This is a genomic window from Allobosea robiniae (genome assembly GCF_900102525.1).
Lineage (GTDB): Bacteria > Pseudomonadota > Alphaproteobacteria > Rhizobiales > Beijerinckiaceae > Allobosea > Allobosea robiniae.
The window spans coordinates 16,340-32,367 of record NZ_FNBZ01000008.1 but is presented as its reverse complement, the minus strand read 5'-3'; the positions used below and the strand labels follow the sequence as shown (position 1 = coordinate 32,367).

Sequence of the window (16,028 nt, the reverse complement as noted above, 5' to 3'; positions counted from 1 at the left end):
TTCGCCGGCCGTTCTCTTCGATTGATTAGCGGGCCGGCCTCTTGCAGGCCGGTGCCAATCTATGTGCTTCTTGGTGCCACACTAACGCTTCAAGGTGCCAAACTTTCTGCGTCCTGAGATGAAGAGAGAGGCATAGTGTTTCCGCTCGCGCGTGCGTATGTCATTGAAATCATTCAATCGTGGCTTGCGGTTTCCTTGGGCTAAGTTCCGCAGTTTGAGGGATAGTACTTCCGCAGAATCTGGCGCAACGGCTGTTCTAAAGCGCAAAAAAAGCCCGGCCTGGAAGGCCGGGCTCCATTCAGACGAATGGGAAATGGATCTACAGATCCGGTGGAATGACAGACCGTAGATAGAATGAAGCTACCGCCTGCTCTTGCCTCAATGCCGGTTCGATGCCCCGCGTTGCCAATTCGCGCTTCAGGATGGGCATGTGCTTTCCGCGGCTGCGAGCGAGTTCATGGAGCGATGCAAACTGAGACTTGAACGCTTCGGCGGCTTTTCGAGGGACGGCGAGGTAGGGGCATCGGTTCTTTGGGCTGATACGACTCTCGCTCGAAAGCAGCAGACGCTCGACGAGCGCGCTTACGACCCTGTCGGTGGTGCCGAGGAACTCTGCGGCTTGGCGGATCGTAAGATGGTCGCCGTCCTCACGGTGTATAAGCTTTTTGACCTCGGTGACATCGACCAATACGGACTGGTAGCCGGTCGTGGCGGTCCAAGAACCGACCCAACGGAGCTGGTGGTCCAGGATCAGTCTGACAATCTCCATGGCCGAGCAGCAGGTTCGCTTGGCTGCCTCGGCAATCGTCATCTGGGGCCATTCGGGCTCTTTGACCCATACGACATTGGCGAAAAGGCGCTTCATGAATTCATCGAGTTGGCGACGATCATAGCGCTGGTCGCCGAGCTCTAGGCGTTCATGCCCCTCGACGGGTTCGACGAAGCCGTGTGCGGCCAGCAGCTTGGTGTGGACCCGCCCGGCGTTCAGATACGTCTCGGCCTGCTTCAGGGTGATCAAATTCTGAAGCAGATCCACGATCGGGGCGGAGGCAGCAACCGGGAACGTCACCACGTTGGCCGTGAGGTGCAGACTGTCAGGCGGCAGTACGCCGGCGGCGCTCAGAACCCGTCTGAGGCGCTTATGGTGGATCCCGCTCTCTCTAGAGGCCGAATGAATCGAATGCCGCCGACGCTCCGGCACGATCTGCCTGCCGAAGATCATTTCGTCCGGAGCTACAGGGGCGGTATCCGCGACAAAGTCGATTACGAGGTTGCGAACCGGATCATAGTTCGGATCGGACTTCATGGAGTAAAGCCATTTGAAAAATTGACCAAACCGAGCCTGCGGACCCGCAGAACCCTCCCTGCCGTGATCGCCCGTCGCCCTAAGCGCGTTCAAAAATTCTCGAACGCCGCTTTTGCCGCTGGCCGCGATGGCATAGCCGCGATCACCGGCGCGTCGCCAATCCGCTTCGCTGAGGTCACGCATGGGCGCGTCACGACCGTTGAGATCAACGGCGCCAATGACCTCGCACGTTCTCCAGGCAACGTAGCAGGGCAACGTATCGAGCCACTCGGGGCCGGCATGACCGCCTAGACGAGCTGCGAGATAGCGTTCCAACTTCGTCGCATCTGACGGGCTTGCCTGGCGAGCAAGTGCTGGAATGCTGGCGATGTGGGATGCGGTTCGCCGCGCGAAGTCGTGAGTAGGGTGGGGATCGCTCGCATCGCCTAGTTCCACAAGCTCGACACAATGCTTCAGGCAGATTCGATAGTGCTGGAAGAGCCAATCACTGCGGCCGCTCGCCAGCCATGGATCGCATCCTCCGGCTATATCCTCTGTCAGGCATTGAGGGCAGGCCATGACCCGTGCTCGACGCAACGACGCGCGCGCAAACTTATGCCCGCGATAGAGGTAGTGGTCCTCGTGGCGGACAATGGCATTGTCGAAGAGCTGCTCCAGCGATGCGCCGGAGATCCTTGCAAGCCTCGTAAGGGCGGTGGTGTCGCCGTCAACGACGGCCTGAAGCTCGAAGCCCATGTCGAGTGCGAAGACGTTCTGGCTCTGAGCGCGGTGCAAGAGAGCCAGCCGCGACACGAAGCTCGCAGGAGACTCTCCAGTCCGCAGCGGGAGAGATGGATAGAGGTCGCTCATGAGCGGCCTCCCTTCCTGCCCGTGCGACTTCCACGACGCGGCGGGTCCAGCGGCAGAACGGGCTCGATCGGCGGCTCATCAGTCAAAACCAGCGAGCAATCGACTTCGGCCCAATTGGGCGCAACGAACGGGTTCATCAGCGCCCCGGAGCCGGTTCGATCGACGAATGCTGTTGCAAAATGTTCGATCGAGAGGGACTTCTCCTCCAGCATAGCGAGCTCAATGGCTTCGTGGGTCAGCTCGATCGCGATCCCGAAGCGGCGCAATGAGGCATGGATCAGGCGCGGGGCGATCTCTCCTGCGGCTTCCTCCCCGATCGTAAGGCCAACGACCTCGGCCAAGCCGCCGACGATACCGGCGACCATTTCATTGTCGTCAGGCATCGTGAGCAGCGGAACAGAGACAAATTGTCCCCGCCGACGGATCTCGTCGATTTTCCGCATCTCTGGGATCAAGCTGGGCAGGCCGGAGATGATCAGCCCGACTGGCCAGGACGAGACCATCAGCATTTTGAAGGTCTTCCTGATGTTGTCCATCTGAACGACATTGGCGTTGTCTGTCAGGTTGTGCGTCTCATCGAAGTGGATGATGAGCACGCCCGCCGCCGGCAGCAGCTCCTGGATGCGCGCCCAGATAATGTGTTCAGCGAGCTCTCGGGCGAGGGGATATCCCAAAGCCCTAAGAACCTCCCGTCCAAGCGTTTTGAGCGTGCACGGGGCCGGCACGATCACCCGAAGGAGGGGAGAGCGCTGCCCTCCTCTCGGCTGAAGGACAGGAAGTGTCCGAAATAGCCGCTCTAGGGAGGCGGTCTTGCCTGTTCCTGCGTCTCCAGTGACGAAGAGGCACCGGCCTTCGTGACGACCGTGTGCGGCCGAAGCTCCACCGTGCTGCTGTGGGACCATGACCGATCGTACGAGCGACTCGCCTTTGCGGCGCAGCTCCGGATCCCAATCTGTCTCGATGTGCGTGTTTTTCAGCTTCTGTCGAGCCGCGAGAACGACACGTTCTGACTCGGACAGGAGCGCGCGATACTTTTCAATGAAATCAGAGTTATGGGTCATGAAAATTAATCCGTAATCTTGAATGAGCGGGGCTTCGCCTTGGGGGCGGCCGGGGAGAGCGCGGCATTTTCGCAGGCGCCTGTTGGGATAGAGCCCTCGAGCAAATTGCCGGAGAGCGATGTCCCACCTTCAGGCAGCTGCGCCGGTCGGTCGAACGCGAAGCCGAGCTCGTCCTCCGTGTAGTTCAGCTCCTCGGTGCTGGGCCGCGTAGAGAAGATGCTCACGCGGGCCGCGCTGGCCTTGCCGAGCTCCCAGGCATCCTTGACAGCCTTGGCAACGACTTCGTCGGCGAGGACTGCCTGAGCCTTGAAGCGGCGCTTCAGGTCCGCCTCGGCAGCGAGCCAGACCGTCATCGGCACATCGTCAAAGCCTGACCTGACGTTGGGGACGGGGAGCCAACCGCCGTCGTCCAACCTCACGGAGACATGGCCGAGATCCATGTGATTGAGACGGACCTCAAGGGTGACGTCGCCGTTGCGGCGGCGAAACTCCTGCAGCTCCCGGCTATTGTAGTGAAGACCGAGCATCCGTACGCCTTTGGGCGTCAGGCAGCGGTTGGCCTTAACGCCGAATACAGCTCGGCGGCGGTGGCGGTCGGGTGCGGGGATGACCCCGTAGGCTTTGACCAGGCGCTTCCAGCAGTTGGCAGGCGTCTCGCCCTTCAATCCGGCGTGCGGCGTATTGTGGTAGATGTCGAGCACCCATCGGGTGATGACGTCGCAAAGCTCCAGAAGAGTCAGGCTGACCCGGGCGACGGGGTCGTAGTCGCCCTTTGCGGCAATCGATTCAAAGGTCCGACCCGTAAACGGGCAAAGCGCTTGCGTGCCCGCGGTTCTGAAAAACCGCTCGATTCGACCCCGAAGGGCCGGAAGTCCAGCCGGAGGTGCCTCTGCGTCGGCTTCGAGATCGATGATGGCTCTGCGAAAGCGCAACGACAGGAATGCAGCTCCCTGGTCGGTTACGATACGTTCTGGCGAGCCGTAGTAGTCGTCACGGCTAAGGGCTCCCGCAGCCAAGGCGTATGGAGCCTTGGGCGTGACCACCATCTCCAGCGTGTCCATCGCCAGATCGGACGATGGGGTGAGGGCGATCTTGAATCCCACGCAGACGGAGGTTGCGCTGTCCAAGGCGGCACACAACCAAGGCCGAGCCGTTGCGATTTCGGACTTCAGCTTGTCTGAAAGCTTGTCCAGGATACCGAGATCCGCGCAGAGCGTTTGGAGATTGATCCGCCACTCGTCGATCTCGACACGCTGCAGCGGCCTCTCCACATCCACGCCATTTCGCACCATTGCAAAGCGCTTTCTGGCGGCGTCGAGACCGTGTCGGCATGCCTGAACATCGAACTCAGGAAATGAGTTAATCTCCGCCGCCAGGCGTTCATAGCTCGGAACGCGAAGGGGCTTTTCACTCGCAGCGAGACGCTTCGGGTTTTCCTCATCGACGATATGAGCCTTCATCAAGCGGTAGACGTCTCGCTTGGTCGGCCGAGATTCTGACATGTACTCCAGCGCGAAGCGGTGCATGATTTGCCGCTCCGGCAGGCCCAGCCGCTCAGTTACGCGATTGCCCGATCTGAAATAGCGCTTCCGGAGAGCGATGGCTCGTTCTCCGCCCTCCAGGAACCACTTGCGCCATTTGCGGTAGGTGCGCGCGCTCGGTGGTTTGCGGCAGCCTAGCTCTCGCTCGCCCGCCTTCGGCTTGATGATTTCGCCATCGGCGTTGCGCTTTTTAGTACGGAGCAGCTCCGCGTCGTGAATCCTCTGCGCGACGATAGGCGCCCGATTCTTGTATGACGCATCGGACAGGGTGGCGTTGCGCGCCTGGATCTCCTTCTCGTATTCCCCGCAGAAGTTGGTGCGCCAGAGCACCTCTTCCTGCTGCTCTTCGGGAAGCCAGCCGATCAGCCCATCCACCGAGCCTGCTGTTGCAGACGCTTTGCTTTCAGCAAATGCATTGCGCTCGAAACGGAAATCGGACTTGGCCGAAGCCAGCAATAGATCCCTGTCAGTGAACGTCTCCGCTACGTCGGGATCCTCGACACGCTCAAGCACGTAACCGTTCGCCAGGCGGTTACGGCGCTTGTAGGCAATATTGTTGATGACCAGGCGATCTTGGCGCGACAGGCTGAAGCGCGGGGTGAAATCGGTGCTCATCACGCGACCTCCTCGTTGGTGCGGGAGGCGGCAGCCAGTTCAATCAAGGCGTCATAGCTGACACGGGCATTGTCAACGACGCGAATGATGCCAGAGGCAACAAGTCGGATAATCGCCTGGAACGCTTGGCCCTCCAGGCCGCTAGTTTCGACGATCTGCGCAATTGAAGCCCGGCCTTGCTCAGTCAGCAGGTTTTTGACGAGCGCGTCGTGCTCCGGGTTTGAGGTGCGGAGCATGTGCTTGCGCAGCACCGCATTATGGACTTCATCAAGGGGCAGATTCTCGTCGGTGACGAGTTTGACCCCGTCGGCAAAACTCTTCGGGACTTGCCGGGCGATGAGACGGAGTGTTTCACGGAAACGGGTGCGTTTCACGACAGCCATCGGTTTGACTGCGATAGCGATCTTCTTTCCGCATCGAAGCGTTGCGAGAAAATCGAAAGTATGACGCCGCGGCGTCCCCTCCGCGTCGAGCCAGGTCACCGCCGGGGGCTGCTCCCGAAGGTCGATAACATCAGGATCGGAAGCGATGATGAGTGCTGTATCTCGCTCTTCGCCCGATTCGCACATGACCTCGCGATCATGGATGACGACGCTGGGGCGGCAGGCGCCACGGCTTTTTGAGTGGACGTTTCGAGAAGAGCGATGCTCACCCGGCAGGTAGACCATCGGAGCCGGGGAGATAGGTAGGCTTTCAATATTTAGCATTTGGGATTCACTTCGGTAGGCGCACTGCCCCGATCCCAGTTTCTCGTAAAAACTGCTTGCGCTTTATTGCACGTACAGGTATAAACGAGAGATTGAGTTCGGCAGCTGCCGGATTTGGTGTAGGCTTGCTCCGTAGGTTGCTAGGCCGTCGTGGAGCTTGCCGCTGAAGGGGGTGTCCTGATTCCAGTCAGGATGCCCCTTTTGCTTTCGAGCTTTGGTCGCGTCTCTACATCTGCGGTTCCTGATCGGGTTGGGGCCGATTGTGAATGATCACCGGAAAGACGATGATCTTCGCGCTCGGTGCTGTTTTGAGCCGTGCTTCCGCCTCAGCCTCTGCCAGCACCACCTGTGCGGCGGCCACGGACGCTGCATGAATTGCCCGTGAGCCAACTTCCTCGCCAAACTCAATTCTGATCTGACTGAGTCTGATTACCAGCGAGGCGAGCTTATCTATTGCTTCCTCCATGCGTTCAGCAGGTCTGGGGAGCGATAGGCAGGCTCTGCTCAACAAGGCAGGCGGGTCTCTACTGCAATGCATGGGCGTTCCTTCTTGGCGTCGAGGGAAAACCTGAGAGTCACGACGCGTCGTGCCCAAAGGCATTCCCTCAACAGTGAGTGAGTGATTTTCGCTGTGAGCACTGGCCCCGACAAACGAGGGCGCTGGCCTCCCGCCAGTGGCGGGGAACGAGACTCAGCTACAAGTGAGTTCATCACCATCTCGAACTGAGCCTCGGCAGTTCGAAGTAGGGATGTTCTATTCGATCGGGGAGGGGGGATGTAAAGCGTAATCTATCGGAGGATTTTTTTAACTATCCGGGCAAGTGACTTTTATAGACTCCTTGTCCTTCTACAATTGTCGCTCATTTTTACATTAACTAAGGCGCGCGTGACTTCTTCCGGATTAATTTTTGGTTGATTTATTTCGGTGCCTTTCGCTTAGATTGCGGGCGTTCGTGCATGGGTAGCCTGCGTTCTACGCAGGGATTGCACAACATTGTCGGCTGCGTGAGGCCTGGAACCATCGCCGTACGCTGCGCCTCCGTTCTGAAATATCGTGAGACCGAGAGCGCGGTGCGCGCCTGGTCGCGGGCGCTACGCGAGCTCGGCGATGCCAAGCCGAGATGGAGCGGCTTTCGATGCGGAAGCGCGCTCGTGGTGCAGCTGTCTGCCGCGAAAAGGGCGCCGCGATGAGACTGCTTGTTGGTTCTAGGGTTGATTTACGATCTTAAGGAGGATCGACGTTTCGCAGCCCATCTCGTCAAAGAGGGGGTCGAGAAGCATCGGGTCGCATAGAACGTCCCCGTCCGATAGCCGGTGACGCCACAGGGGGTCCCGGGCGCCCGGCGATTTCACCGGAGCGGATTTAAGGGTCTGGGAGCGGGATAGGACAGGCCGCACGACGTGGATCATTCAAGTCCTCGCGTTTTGAGTGAAGCCGGGAAGGTGGTGGGAGGCCTAGGCGCTCGGTTACTGAGCCCCTTCGATCGGCAGGGGAAGTCGTGGGCTCAATGTGGATAAATTATACAAAATGTAAAATAAAATGCATTGATGGCTTACGATTATGGTTAACAGGAGTGCTGATGCCGCTTGTGGCTCGCGCGCCTAGGCTGCTGGCCGTGAGTACACCGCCACGCCAACAACGCCTTCTCCGACAACGAAACTCGCTCCCCAGTCCTCCAAAGCTTTCCGAATGCGATTATTTATGGCGATTTTTGGCTCGATGTCTCCTGTTTCGAAGTCAAAGAGTGTTTTGCGAGAAACTGGAGCCGCAGCCGCAAGGTCATCCTGATTTTGATCGAGGAGCATCCTTGCGGCCTTACACACGAAGCCCTTGATTGGGGCCCCGGGAGGCATGGGGACGAATGCGTTTCCGGTTAGGAGAACAGGGCCGGTATCATTTAGGTGGAATAGTTTTATGGAACTTGTATAATAACGTGCGTCGCTGAACGGCTTGGGGGAGCTCAGCGGCGTTTTCTTTCGAGACTGTGCCTTCGACGGAGAATCCATCCGTTCCGCGCTCTTTGCCCAAAAATCCTACGGAACTCCCACAACCATGGCTGCTCGGCTCGCTGATCACAGCGAGCGCACCTGAGAGATAGGGCACCGGTTGGTGTCGAGTTCCGTCGTTTGCTGAGCATGACAAATGCCCAGCTTCCGGTCGAGGGCAGCGGATGGCTTTTCCTTGAACATTCGCCGCGGCACGGCCGCATCGAAAATCTGACTTAGCGGACCCGTGCGAGAGGCTACGCCGGTCCGCAGCCTCGTTACGTCCGATTGCCTCTCTGCGATTCCTTATCCGAACCGAGGGATTTCCGTGATGGAAGAGCGAAGCTTCGAGGAGCGGGCGCGCTTGAGCGCGCCCTGCATGCGGACATTCGTCAATATCGCGCGTCGTTGGCAGTTGACTGAGCGCGAGCAAGCTTATCTGCTGGCCGCCGACATCCCCACACTGCGCGGCTGGGCCGCGACCGCCGTAGGGCAAAGGCACCTCGTTCTCGAGACGAGGACCCTTATGCGTCTATCAGTGATCCTCGGTGTGTTCGCCGATCTTCGTCGATTCCTGGCGACTGTCGCTGGGGAGCGCGAAGAGCGAGCCTGGCTAACAGCCCCGCAGAAATTCGCGCCCTTCAACGGACGCGCTCCGCTCGAAATCCTGAGCAGGGGCTTCGAAGAGCAAATGGACGTCCGGCGGCACCTGGCAGCTATCGCAGCCAATGCCGATCCTTACCGCGCGTCGGGGTTAGAGCATCGCCCTGATTTAGATTACGACTTCTTGGATGCGCGATTTGCCATGGCTCCCATCGAAGCCATCGCCTTTGACGGGTATGGCACGTTGGTCGACATCACGGACAAGCGACGGCCATTTCGGGCGCTGGTCGCAAACGAACCTTCGAATGCGCTGCTCCACCGGGCGATGAAATACCCCATTGGTCTGCGGGAACTGTCACAGCAGTTGTCCTCGCCGGTTTCGGAAGAACGCCTAGACGAACTTGAGGCCGATTTGAGCGCGGAATTGAAATCCGTGCGACTTCGGCCGGGCATGGATTTTGTGTGGCAGGCGGTCCAGCGGGCCGGCCTTCCAATTGCAATATGCTCCAACCTGGCTGAACCCTACGAGGCGCCCCTGCGCGAGCGCTTGCCTGGGAAGCCGGATGTCTCAGTTCTTTCGTTTCAAACGCGGCTGATGAAGCCGCAACCCGAAATCTACCATCTTGTTTGCAACCGGCTCGGCCTGGAATCCCGGCAGGTAATGTTTGTCGGTGACTCGATGCAGGCGGATGTGGCCGGCCCAAACGCGATTGGTGCGTTCTCGATGCCGATCGCCGAGTTTGAGCGGTCATTCGCGGACGGCGCGTCGTTCTATGCTCCGCCTCCGATAGCGGCCCTGCTCGATCGGATTATCGCGGCCAAGTCCGCCTGACTCCTCCCTCCCGATCCGAATTTCCACCCTTCGACCGAACTGGAGGCAAAATGCGCCTGCTCGTCATCTCCGACCTGCATCTCGAATTTGGCCCGTTTGAATTTCCCTCGTCGATGCCGGCCTTTGATGTGGCCGTTTTTGCAGGCGACATGGGGCAGCCGATATCATCGGCTATCGCATGGATGGCCGCTCAGCGATCGGGAGCGCTCCGAGGCGCCAGATCGATCTACGTTGCAGGAAATCATGAATTCTATGGCTTCGAGCTAAAGCGCAGTCTGGCAGAGGGCAGGGCAGCTGCATCGGCTGCGGGTATCGATTTCCTGTCGCGGAATTCTGTCGTGATCGACGGGGTCAGATTTATCGGCTGCGTCCTCTGGACGGATTACCGACTGCATGGAACGCCAAAGCCCTCAATGGTTTTTGCCGGCGAGACGCTCAACGACCATAGGCTGATCCGATACCAAGAGGAGAGTGGGCACTTCAGCAGGTTCATGCCTTGGCATGCGGCCGCGGAGCATCGCCTCGACCTAGCGTTCATAAGGAAGGAGTTGGCGGAGCAATTCGACGGGCCGACGGTCGTGGTTACGCATCACGCGCCGCATAGAAATTCAGTTCAACTGCGCCATGAAGGCAGCTCGCTAACTCCTGCGTTTGTCTCAGATTTGAGCCGCGTCATCGAAGAGCTCCAACCCGATCTCTGGATCCATGGCCACGATCACGGCTCCCACGATTATCGCGTTGGCAAAACCAGAATCTTCGCGAACCAGGCCGGCTATCCCAACCTGCATGGAGATCGCGAGAACCCCTGGTTTGATCCTCGATGCGTAATCGAGCTTTAGAGGCCGCCTCTGCCGGGCGTGTTGCCTTCAGCGCAAAAATAGGGCCGGCGAGATCGTCGCCGCGCCCAACACGATCACGACAAACGTTCTCAACCAGACGGCTCGAGTGTGGGGCGAGAAGATCCAGGAACTCTGCATGACGAACTCAGCCACGAAACGAACTGAACAGCGAGCCAATCTAGAAGCGAGGCCTCACCTAAGGTCAATGCCCTACGCTTAACGGAGCGGCTTCGACTGGGGAGCCCGAGGGATCTGGCGGCCTCTATATCGACGAGGCTCATCAGTTCGCCGACGTAAGAGCCGAGAGAGCTTGCTGCTGAGGCGCTCAGTGCAGAGGAGAACGAAAGCGCATCCGGAACGCCTGGGCATCGTCCGCATCGGGAAAGCTTACTCGGATCCGTCTGTGGTCCGGCTCCCAGAGAATGCGAGCCTGGTGCGGAATATGACGGTCAATGAGCCAGAGGCCTATCTCGTAGAGGCGCTCGTTTAGCATTGGCACGTCGAGCGGTAGATCAACGTCGAAAGCGCCTTTCAGTCCAACACGGATGGTCACGGCGACGGCAGTTTGCTGCATGTCGCCCTCCTGCTTCTCAGGTGTCGATCGCTTCATGCTACGCCTGCCTTTCCGGCGTCTTCAATTGCAAAGCCCACTCGGCATAAGGCGTGTTGTTCACGAGATGGCGATTGAAGTCAGGCGACCCGTCGCTCCACCAGACTGGTCCTCGCTCACCAAGGGCAACCTTCGCGGAATCGACGACGGCGCGGGCGGCGTTCAAATCGCCATGTCCGCGCCTAGCCTCTTTGACGGCCCGGAGAGCATCCATCAGTTCGGCGACAAGCTGGTGACGCCTGACTTCCGATAAGGCGGGGTCGGTCGACCGCCAAAGCCTGCCGGCCACCAAGAAATAGCGACCTTCGGGCGTCGTGGGGTAGGCGCGCCTATCCATTGCGCGCGTCAGCGACGACCTCATAGTGCGTCACGAACTCGGGCTTGCTGAGCAGAAAGCGGCCGTCGTCGGGATAGTAGCGGGCTCGCTCAAAATCGGCGCCGGCGAAGGCGATGATGGCCTCGGTCGAGACCCACCAGCTAAGTGTCTCGATTTCCGTCGTGCCGTCGTGAAGCTCGCGGAGCAAAAGTTGGAAGCCCAGATTGCCGGGAGTGCTGCTGAAGTCGTCACCAGCGATCTGCGCGGCTTATCAGGGGCGAGTATTTTGAGCCGCCGAGCGCGCTCGGCGGCAGCGCCAAGAAAAAGGCCGGCATCCCTTGAAGGAGCCGGCCAAGTAGAAGCCGAGGCGCTAAGCCAAAAGCTTCGAGGGGAACGGAGCGACCGGGCTCCGGCGGGAGGGGCCGAAGCGGTGAGCGAACCGCATTCGAGATATGGGGTATGCAGCAGCGATCGCAATCCGCCGTTTAGATAACGATCCCATGCGGCAGGCGCGGGGCTGGCGCATAAATCCTGTAACAAACCGCGCTCGGCTGAGCTGCAACAGAGAACTTCCCTCTAACAATCGCAACCTTGATCTGATTGCTGATCACCAAATGGCGAGCCATTGTCGCCGCCTCGGGGAACGAGCGAATGAAGGGCTGGCAGCGCCCCACGAGATGAGCGCGCCAGCCCCGTCCAGCTAAAGCGACGCGCGAAGCGGTGGAACTCCTGCACGGGAGTGCTTCCGGGCGCAATAGTACTTTCCTGATCGTCGCGCTCGTCGAAACCATTGCGGTTACAGAATCGTTTGTTGGTCATTCTCCTGTCTCACCCCGACAGATCGGACTCACCCGCCAGCGGCAGCGCTGGCGATTTTTTTGTTCTCTGATGTTTTCGGCAGGAACATATTGCCCCAAAATCAGTTGTTGAGGCGGCTGGAAGATGTATCTGGAGAATTATAATATGCGTAAAATGCTCGTCGCTCTCGCTATTACCTCGACGATCTTCGGAGCTAGCATGGCTTATGCTCAAACTGCGGCGACCACTGCGCGCGAAGTCTATATCAAGGCGCAGCCGACGGACGTGCTCAGCAGCAATCTCATTGGGCTGAACGTTCAGAATAACGCCAAGGACAACGTCGGTGAGATCAAGGATCTCGTCGTTTCCAATGGCAGCCTGTCCGGGCTGATCCTTTCGGTGGGTGGCTTCCTCGGTATCGGCGAGCGCTACGTCGTCGTTGCACCGCCCGCGGTCAAGGTCGTCTACTCCGAGAACGACAAGAAGTGGTCCGCGACCATGGACACGACCAAGGATGCCCTGAAGGCCGCGCCGGAGTTCAAGTACGAAGGCCGCTGGAAGCGCTAACGCGCCGTTCGCCTTTATCCGCAACTCGAAACTGATGGAGGTCCCGATGGACTGGAATCGCGTCGAAGGAAACTGGAAGCAACTCAAGGGCAAGGTGAAGGAGCAGTGGGGCAAGCTCACCGATGACGATCTCGACGTCATCGCCGGTAAGCGCGATCAGCTCGAAGGTAAGATCCAGGAGCGCTACGGCATCGAGAAGGACAAGGTGAAGACTGACGTCGACATCTGGTACAATCGCCAGACATGGTGATCACCGACGGCTGAGCCCCTCGCTGCCCAGCGTGTGCTCGCCGCGTGAGGAAGCCCGGCCCTTTCCAGCGGGGCCGGGCTTTCGCGCGTTATAGGCCGGGCATTGTGTTGAGAGCCTGTGAAGCGGTGAAAGCTCTGGCGCGCCCGCGCCTATGCCGGCAGAAGCTCGATCATCACCGGCGCGTGGTCGCTAGTGTGCTCCCAGCCTCGCGGCGACCGCCGGACCTCCGCGGATTTCAACCGCGGCGCCAGGGTAGGACTAAGCAGGAGGTGGTCGAGGCGAAGGCCGGCGTCGCGTTCGAACGAGTTCCGCCAGTACTTCCAGAACGTGTAGATGCGCTCTCTCGGGTGAAGGTGCCTGATGGCGTCCGTCCAACCCTGATTGACCAGCTCAGCATAAGCTCTTCGGACCTCCGGACGAAAGAGGGCGTCATCTCCCCATCGCTCGGGTGCGTAGACATCGAGCTCGGTCGGCATGACGTTAAAGTCGCCTACGAGTGCGATCGGCACGTCGTAGGAGAGAAGCTCTTCTGCATAACTCAGCAAGTGGGCAAACCAGCGGAGCTTGTATTCGAACTTGGGGCCGGGAGCGGGATTCCCGTTGGGAAGATAAAGACATCCAATCAGTACGCCGTTAACCGCCGCCTCGATATAGCGGCTATGGTTGTCGTCAGGATCCCCCGGTAATCCTCGGCGTGTCAGGACCGGCGGTCCGCCCCGTGCGAGGATCGCGACACCATTCCAGCTCTTCTGACCGTGCCACACCGCCGCGTAGCCGGCTTCCTGAAGTTCGTGCTCGGGAAAGCGGTCGTCTGAGCATTTTAGCTCTTGCAGGCATACGACATCAGGATGGTCCTGCTTCAGCCACCGGAGCAAAACGGGCAACCGGCCATTGATGCCGTTCACATTATAGGTCGCGATCTTCAACGAAGGCTCCTCCAACACGATCGTCAGAGGTGCTCGCGCAGAAAAGTTTGTGTCCTCGCGATCGCATCGGGCCAGCTCGCCAAGGAGAGACCATGTCCTTCGCCGGGATAGATATGGCTTTGGACAGAGCCCCATTGCTTTTGACCAGTCTCTCGATGGCTCCGGCGTTGGACACAGGCACCACTCGGTCCGCATCCCCATGCAGAATAAGCATCGGGGGCAGAGAAGCTCTTTCCAGGCCTGGCGGCAGAAATCCGAAGAAGTCGACGACGGCTTTGATCCTGCGATCGCGCCCCGCCAGCGCCAAGGCCAATGCGCCGCCAAGCGAAAAGCCGACAACGGCGAAACGGGCCTGCTGATCGCCTGTGATTGTCTCGATCGCTTCCAGCCAGACCGGAAACTTGCTTTTGATTTCGCCGTAGCGGGCCCGCTGATCGCCGGTGGCCTCGAAGTAGCGCGGTAGCAGGACGCTGTAGCCAGCCCCCGCGATCATGTTCGCGGCGAACTGATATCGGCCACTATTCGTCAGACCGTCCGAACCATAGAGCAGGATGACGCTGCCTCCGGAAACGCTCGGACCAAAGCGATCGACTGCGACGCTCGCCTGGGCTGGCCCAGACACGATGGTCGCGCCAGCTCCAGCAACGAAATGGCGTCGGTCCATTACTCGGTCGCCTCCGACCATCTCTCTTTGGCTTCAGCGGCCGGGACGATCAGCTTGATCGTATCGTCATCGAGCGCAACGACGAGCGCCAGGTCGAGGTAATGATGGGCTCCTCCCGACTCGGGATCATTCTTCTTCAGCTTGATGAGCTGGCCACTCAAAGAATCGACGGTTCCGACATGTCCTTCGTCGGAGCCGATGACACGCTGGCCTTCCTTGATTTGCTCTACGAACATCATGCGTTGCTCTCCTTCCGAACGTCACGGAACGGCAACGGACCGTCTGGCACCGAAGTTCCGATTTGCCGAGGTGGCGACGACACACAGGGTTGAGAGCCGGCGACGGCACAGCGGGTCGATTTCGCGCGCTTCGTCACATGTCAGCCGAGAGGCAAGACCGCCATCTGCGAACATCAAGTGATGCTGGTGTTCGCCCAGAGGCGGAGCATCGGACCCTCATCCCCCAGAACCGGATCTTTGGGTGGAAAGCTCAAGAGGGCGATCCTCTGTTTCATCGCAGGCGACGCCTCCTCGCGAACGATATCTCCAGCTTGGCCAGGCGGGTATGCCCCGACCACGAGGAAATCTTCACTCTGCTTGAGTCGCCGATGCCCAGTCCCCGCGGGCAGCACCAGGATGTCGCCAGCTTCCACCCTGATCTCACGGCCGCCGTCTCCGCCAAGAACCAGTTCGGCCGATCCGGCTGCTATACCGAGAACCTCATGACCCTGCGCGTGATAGTGCTCGAAATCGTAAATCCCATCTCGCCACTGTGGCGGCCATCCATTGTCCTGAAAGCGCTTTTCCATGAACGTGGCGAGGTCACCGATCGCCGCGGGATCGAACGCCTTTTCGTAGATTAGCGCCGGCAACCTGAAATTATTCGGAACGAAGCCCCGCGGCTCGAAATGCAAGGCGGTCACCGTCACCCGGGTCATGGCAGCAGCTCCAAAGAAGCAAGAAGCCTCCTGAACTCCGATGTGCCAGCGGGCGTTCCCTCGTCAGCTGGCTCGTAGCTATGCGCCGATCGCGGAAAGCTGCGGTGCCATGATAACGCCTAGTTGCTTGTCGATCGGGAGGTGAGGTCGTGGGCATCAGCTTCGGAAAGGCCTAGCGTCGATTTGGCGATCGGCGAGCTGCCACGGAACGAGGGCGGGGTCGTAGCGTTCAGTCTCCACTCCGTCAAACGGCCGAGGAGGCATCCATGGAGAATAATGAGCACAACCCTGTAGTTGAGAGCCTGCGCCAGGAACAGAAAACTCAGCGCAAAGAGGAGCGAGAGCTGACCCCTGATCAGAAGCTGGAGAGGGCATTGAAGGATACCTTTCCGGCGAGCGATCCTGTTGCCGAGCAGGTTCCGATCACGCCGGGTGCGGCAGAGGAAACGAAATGATCCGGGCTGCGTTCTCTAGTTTGGCTGGGGCCTGGATCGCTCGAAACGTCGAGCGAGGCGAAATCCCTGAGAGATTTGCTGTTCCATTGAGGCTACTGGCAATCAGACTGCCCACGTCGGTGATCCTCGCTGGGGCGGTCGGATACAGCTTTTATCGGTTCAATCT

At 59.4% G+C, this 16,028-nt stretch carries 18 protein-coding genes; 6 read left to right on the top strand and 12 right to left on the bottom strand.

The features are described 5' to 3' along the window. Positions 1-319: 319 nt before the first annotated feature. The 5 genes from BLQ70_RS20860 to BLQ70_RS20840 form a co-directional block, all read right to left on the bottom strand. Positions 320-2,155, bottom strand: a complete 1,836-nt coding sequence (locus BLQ70_RS20860) for a TniQ family protein (protein ID WP_091860899.1) — start codon at positions 2,153-2,155, stop codon at positions 320-322. Further along, a complete protein-coding gene (locus BLQ70_RS20855) occupies positions 2,152-3,216 on the bottom strand; it encodes an ATP-binding protein (RefSeq protein ID WP_091860897.1) in 1,065 nt (354 codons plus the stop codon). Before BLQ70_RS20855 ends, BLQ70_RS20860 begins: the two co-directional genes overlap by 4 nt. Positions 3,217-3,221: 5 nt before the next feature. Beyond that, positions 3,222-5,372, bottom strand: coding sequence for a Mu transposase C-terminal domain-containing protein (locus BLQ70_RS20850; RefSeq protein ID WP_091860894.1), 2,151 nt, complete (start codon positions 5,370-5,372; stop codon positions 3,222-3,224). Beyond that, positions 5,372-6,079 carry a TnsA endonuclease N-terminal domain-containing protein gene (locus BLQ70_RS20845; RefSeq protein WP_091860891.1) on the bottom strand — a complete coding sequence of 236 codons (708 nt, stop codon included), beginning with the start codon at positions 6,077-6,079 and terminating at the stop codon, positions 5,372-5,374. The genes BLQ70_RS20850 and BLQ70_RS20845 overlap by 1 nt, the downstream gene beginning before the upstream one ends. Before the next feature lie 226 nt (positions 6,080-6,305). After that, the gene (locus BLQ70_RS20840; protein ID WP_091860888.1) at positions 6,306-6,545 is read right to left on the bottom strand and encodes a hypothetical protein; all 240 of its coding nucleotides are present in this window, start codon (positions 6,543-6,545) and stop codon (positions 6,306-6,308) included. Between the two features lie 1,851 nt (positions 6,546-8,396). On the opposite strand from BLQ70_RS20840, the gene BLQ70_RS20830 reads away from it, so the two are divergent. Both BLQ70_RS20830 and BLQ70_RS20825 read left to right on the top strand, forming a co-directional pair. After that, positions 8,397-9,500, top strand: a complete 1,104-nt coding sequence (locus BLQ70_RS20830) for an HAD family hydrolase (RefSeq protein ID WP_091860882.1) — start codon at positions 8,397-8,399, stop codon at positions 9,498-9,500. A 50-nt stretch (positions 9,501-9,550) separates the two neighbouring features. Next, positions 9,551-10,339: a metallophosphoesterase gene (locus tag BLQ70_RS20825; protein WP_091860879.1), complete on the top strand. Its 789-nt coding sequence runs from the start codon at positions 9,551-9,553 to the stop codon at positions 10,337-10,339. A gap of 325 nt (positions 10,340-10,664) precedes the next feature. On the opposite strand, the gene BLQ70_RS20820 is transcribed toward BLQ70_RS20825, so the two are convergent. After that, positions 10,665-10,913, bottom strand: a complete 249-nt coding sequence (locus BLQ70_RS20820) for a hypothetical protein (RefSeq protein ID WP_139163608.1) — start codon at positions 10,911-10,913, stop codon at positions 10,665-10,667. A 34-nt stretch (positions 10,914-10,947) separates the two neighbouring features. Here BLQ70_RS20820 and BLQ70_RS26200 point away from each other — a divergent pair, with 34 nt between their 5' ends. Then, positions 10,948-11,202: a hypothetical protein gene (locus BLQ70_RS26200; protein ID WP_162766132.1), complete on the top strand. Its 255-nt coding sequence runs from the start codon at positions 10,948-10,950 to the stop codon at positions 11,200-11,202. Between the two features lie 76 nt (positions 11,203-11,278). Here BLQ70_RS26200 and BLQ70_RS20810 read toward each other — a convergent pair whose 3' ends face one another. Then, a complete protein-coding gene (locus BLQ70_RS20810; RefSeq protein ID WP_210184333.1) occupies positions 11,279-11,473 on the bottom strand; it encodes a hypothetical protein in 195 nt (64 codons plus the stop codon). 368 nt (positions 11,474-11,841) lie between these two features. Continuing rightward, positions 11,842-12,084, bottom strand: a complete 243-nt coding sequence (locus tag BLQ70_RS25445; protein WP_139163607.1) for a hypothetical protein — start codon at positions 12,082-12,084, stop codon at positions 11,842-11,844. 144 nt (positions 12,085-12,228) lie between these two features. On the opposite strand from BLQ70_RS25445, the gene BLQ70_RS20805 reads away from it, so the two are divergent. Together BLQ70_RS20805 and BLQ70_RS20800 are read left to right on the top strand one after the other, a co-directional pair. Next, entirely contained in the window at positions 12,229-12,630 is a 402-nt protein-coding gene (locus BLQ70_RS20805; protein ID WP_091861429.1) for a PRC-barrel domain-containing protein, read from the top strand. 46 nt (positions 12,631-12,676) lie between these two features. Further along, a complete protein-coding gene (locus BLQ70_RS20800; protein WP_091861426.1) occupies positions 12,677-12,880 on the top strand; it encodes a CsbD family protein in 204 nt (67 codons plus the stop codon). A gap of 149 nt (positions 12,881-13,029) precedes the next feature. Here the strand turns inward: BLQ70_RS20800 and xth are convergent, their stop codons facing one another. The 4 genes from xth to BLQ70_RS20780 form a co-directional block, all read right to left on the bottom strand. Then, positions 13,030-13,806, bottom strand: coding sequence for an exodeoxyribonuclease III (gene xth, locus BLQ70_RS20795; protein WP_091860867.1), 777 nt, complete (start codon positions 13,804-13,806; stop codon positions 13,030-13,032). After that, the gene (locus BLQ70_RS20790; protein WP_162766131.1) at positions 13,787-14,470 is read right to left on the bottom strand and encodes a dienelactone hydrolase family protein; all 684 of its coding nucleotides are present in this window, start codon (positions 14,468-14,470) and stop codon (positions 13,787-13,789) included. Before BLQ70_RS20790 ends, xth begins: the two co-directional genes overlap by 20 nt. Then, positions 14,470-14,709, bottom strand: a complete 240-nt coding sequence (locus BLQ70_RS20785) for a DUF2171 domain-containing protein (protein WP_091860861.1) — start codon at positions 14,707-14,709, stop codon at positions 14,470-14,472. Before BLQ70_RS20785 ends, BLQ70_RS20790 begins: the two co-directional genes overlap by 1 nt. Before the next feature lie 173 nt (positions 14,710-14,882). Then, a complete protein-coding gene (locus tag BLQ70_RS20780) occupies positions 14,883-15,407 on the bottom strand; it encodes a cupin domain-containing protein (protein ID WP_091860857.1) in 525 nt (174 codons plus the stop codon). Positions 15,408-15,673: 266 nt separating this feature from the next. Here BLQ70_RS20780 and BLQ70_RS20775 point away from each other — a divergent pair, with 266 nt between their 5' ends. After that, positions 15,674-15,862, top strand: a complete 189-nt coding sequence (locus BLQ70_RS20775) for a hypothetical protein (RefSeq protein ID WP_091860854.1) — start codon at positions 15,674-15,676, stop codon at positions 15,860-15,862. The last annotated feature ends 166 nt before the right edge of the window (positions 15,863-16,028 follow it).

Excerpts from the sequence above, each read along its gene's own strand:
- BLQ70_RS20860 (WP_091860899.1), bottom strand. The coding sequence starts at position 2,155 with ATGAGCGACCTCTATCCATCTCTCCCGCTGCGGACTGGAGAGTCTCCT.
- BLQ70_RS20855 (WP_091860897.1), bottom strand. The coding sequence starts at position 3,216 with ATGACCCATAACTCTGATTTCATTGAAAAGTATCGCGCGCTCCTGTCC.
- BLQ70_RS20850 (WP_091860894.1), bottom strand. The coding sequence starts at position 5,372 with ATGAGCACCGATTTCACCCCGCGCTTCAGCCTGTCGCGCCAAGATCGC.
- BLQ70_RS20845 (WP_091860891.1), bottom strand. The coding sequence starts at position 6,079 with ATGCTAAATATTGAAAGCCTACCTATCTCCCCGGCTCCGATGGTCTAC.
- BLQ70_RS20840 (WP_091860888.1), bottom strand. The coding sequence starts at position 6,545 with ATGGAGGAAGCAATAGATAAGCTCGCCTCGCTGGTAATCAGACTCAGT.
- BLQ70_RS20830 (WP_091860882.1), top strand. The coding sequence starts at position 8,397 with ATGGAAGAGCGAAGCTTCGAGGAGCGGGCGCGCTTGAGCGCGCCCTGC.
- BLQ70_RS20825 (WP_091860879.1), top strand. The coding sequence starts at position 9,551 with ATGCGCCTGCTCGTCATCTCCGACCTGCATCTCGAATTTGGCCCGTTT.
- BLQ70_RS20820 (WP_139163608.1), bottom strand. The coding sequence starts at position 10,913 with ATGCAGCAAACTGCCGTCGCCGTGACCATCCGTGTTGGACTGAAAGGC.
- BLQ70_RS26200 (WP_162766132.1), top strand. The coding sequence starts at position 10,948 with ATGCTACGCCTGCCTTTCCGGCGTCTTCAATTGCAAAGCCCACTCGGC.
- BLQ70_RS25445 (WP_139163607.1), bottom strand. The coding sequence starts at position 12,084 with ATGACCAACAAACGATTCTGTAACCGCAATGGTTTCGACGAGCGCGAC.
- BLQ70_RS20805 (WP_091861429.1), top strand. The coding sequence starts at position 12,229 with ATGCGTAAAATGCTCGTCGCTCTCGCTATTACCTCGACGATCTTCGGA.
- BLQ70_RS20800 (WP_091861426.1), top strand. The coding sequence starts at position 12,677 with ATGGACTGGAATCGCGTCGAAGGAAACTGGAAGCAACTCAAGGGCAAG.
- BLQ70_RS20790 (WP_162766131.1), bottom strand. The coding sequence starts at position 14,470 with ATGGACCGACGCCATTTCGTTGCTGGAGCTGGCGCGACCATCGTGTCT.
- BLQ70_RS20785 (WP_091860861.1), bottom strand. The coding sequence starts at position 14,709 with ATGATGTTCGTAGAGCAAATCAAGGAAGGCCAGCGTGTCATCGGCTCC.
- BLQ70_RS20780 (WP_091860857.1), bottom strand. The coding sequence starts at position 15,407 with ATGACCCGGGTGACGGTGACCGCCTTGCATTTCGAGCCGCGGGGCTTC.
- BLQ70_RS20775 (WP_091860854.1), top strand. The coding sequence starts at position 15,674 with ATGGAGAATAATGAGCACAACCCTGTAGTTGAGAGCCTGCGCCAGGAA.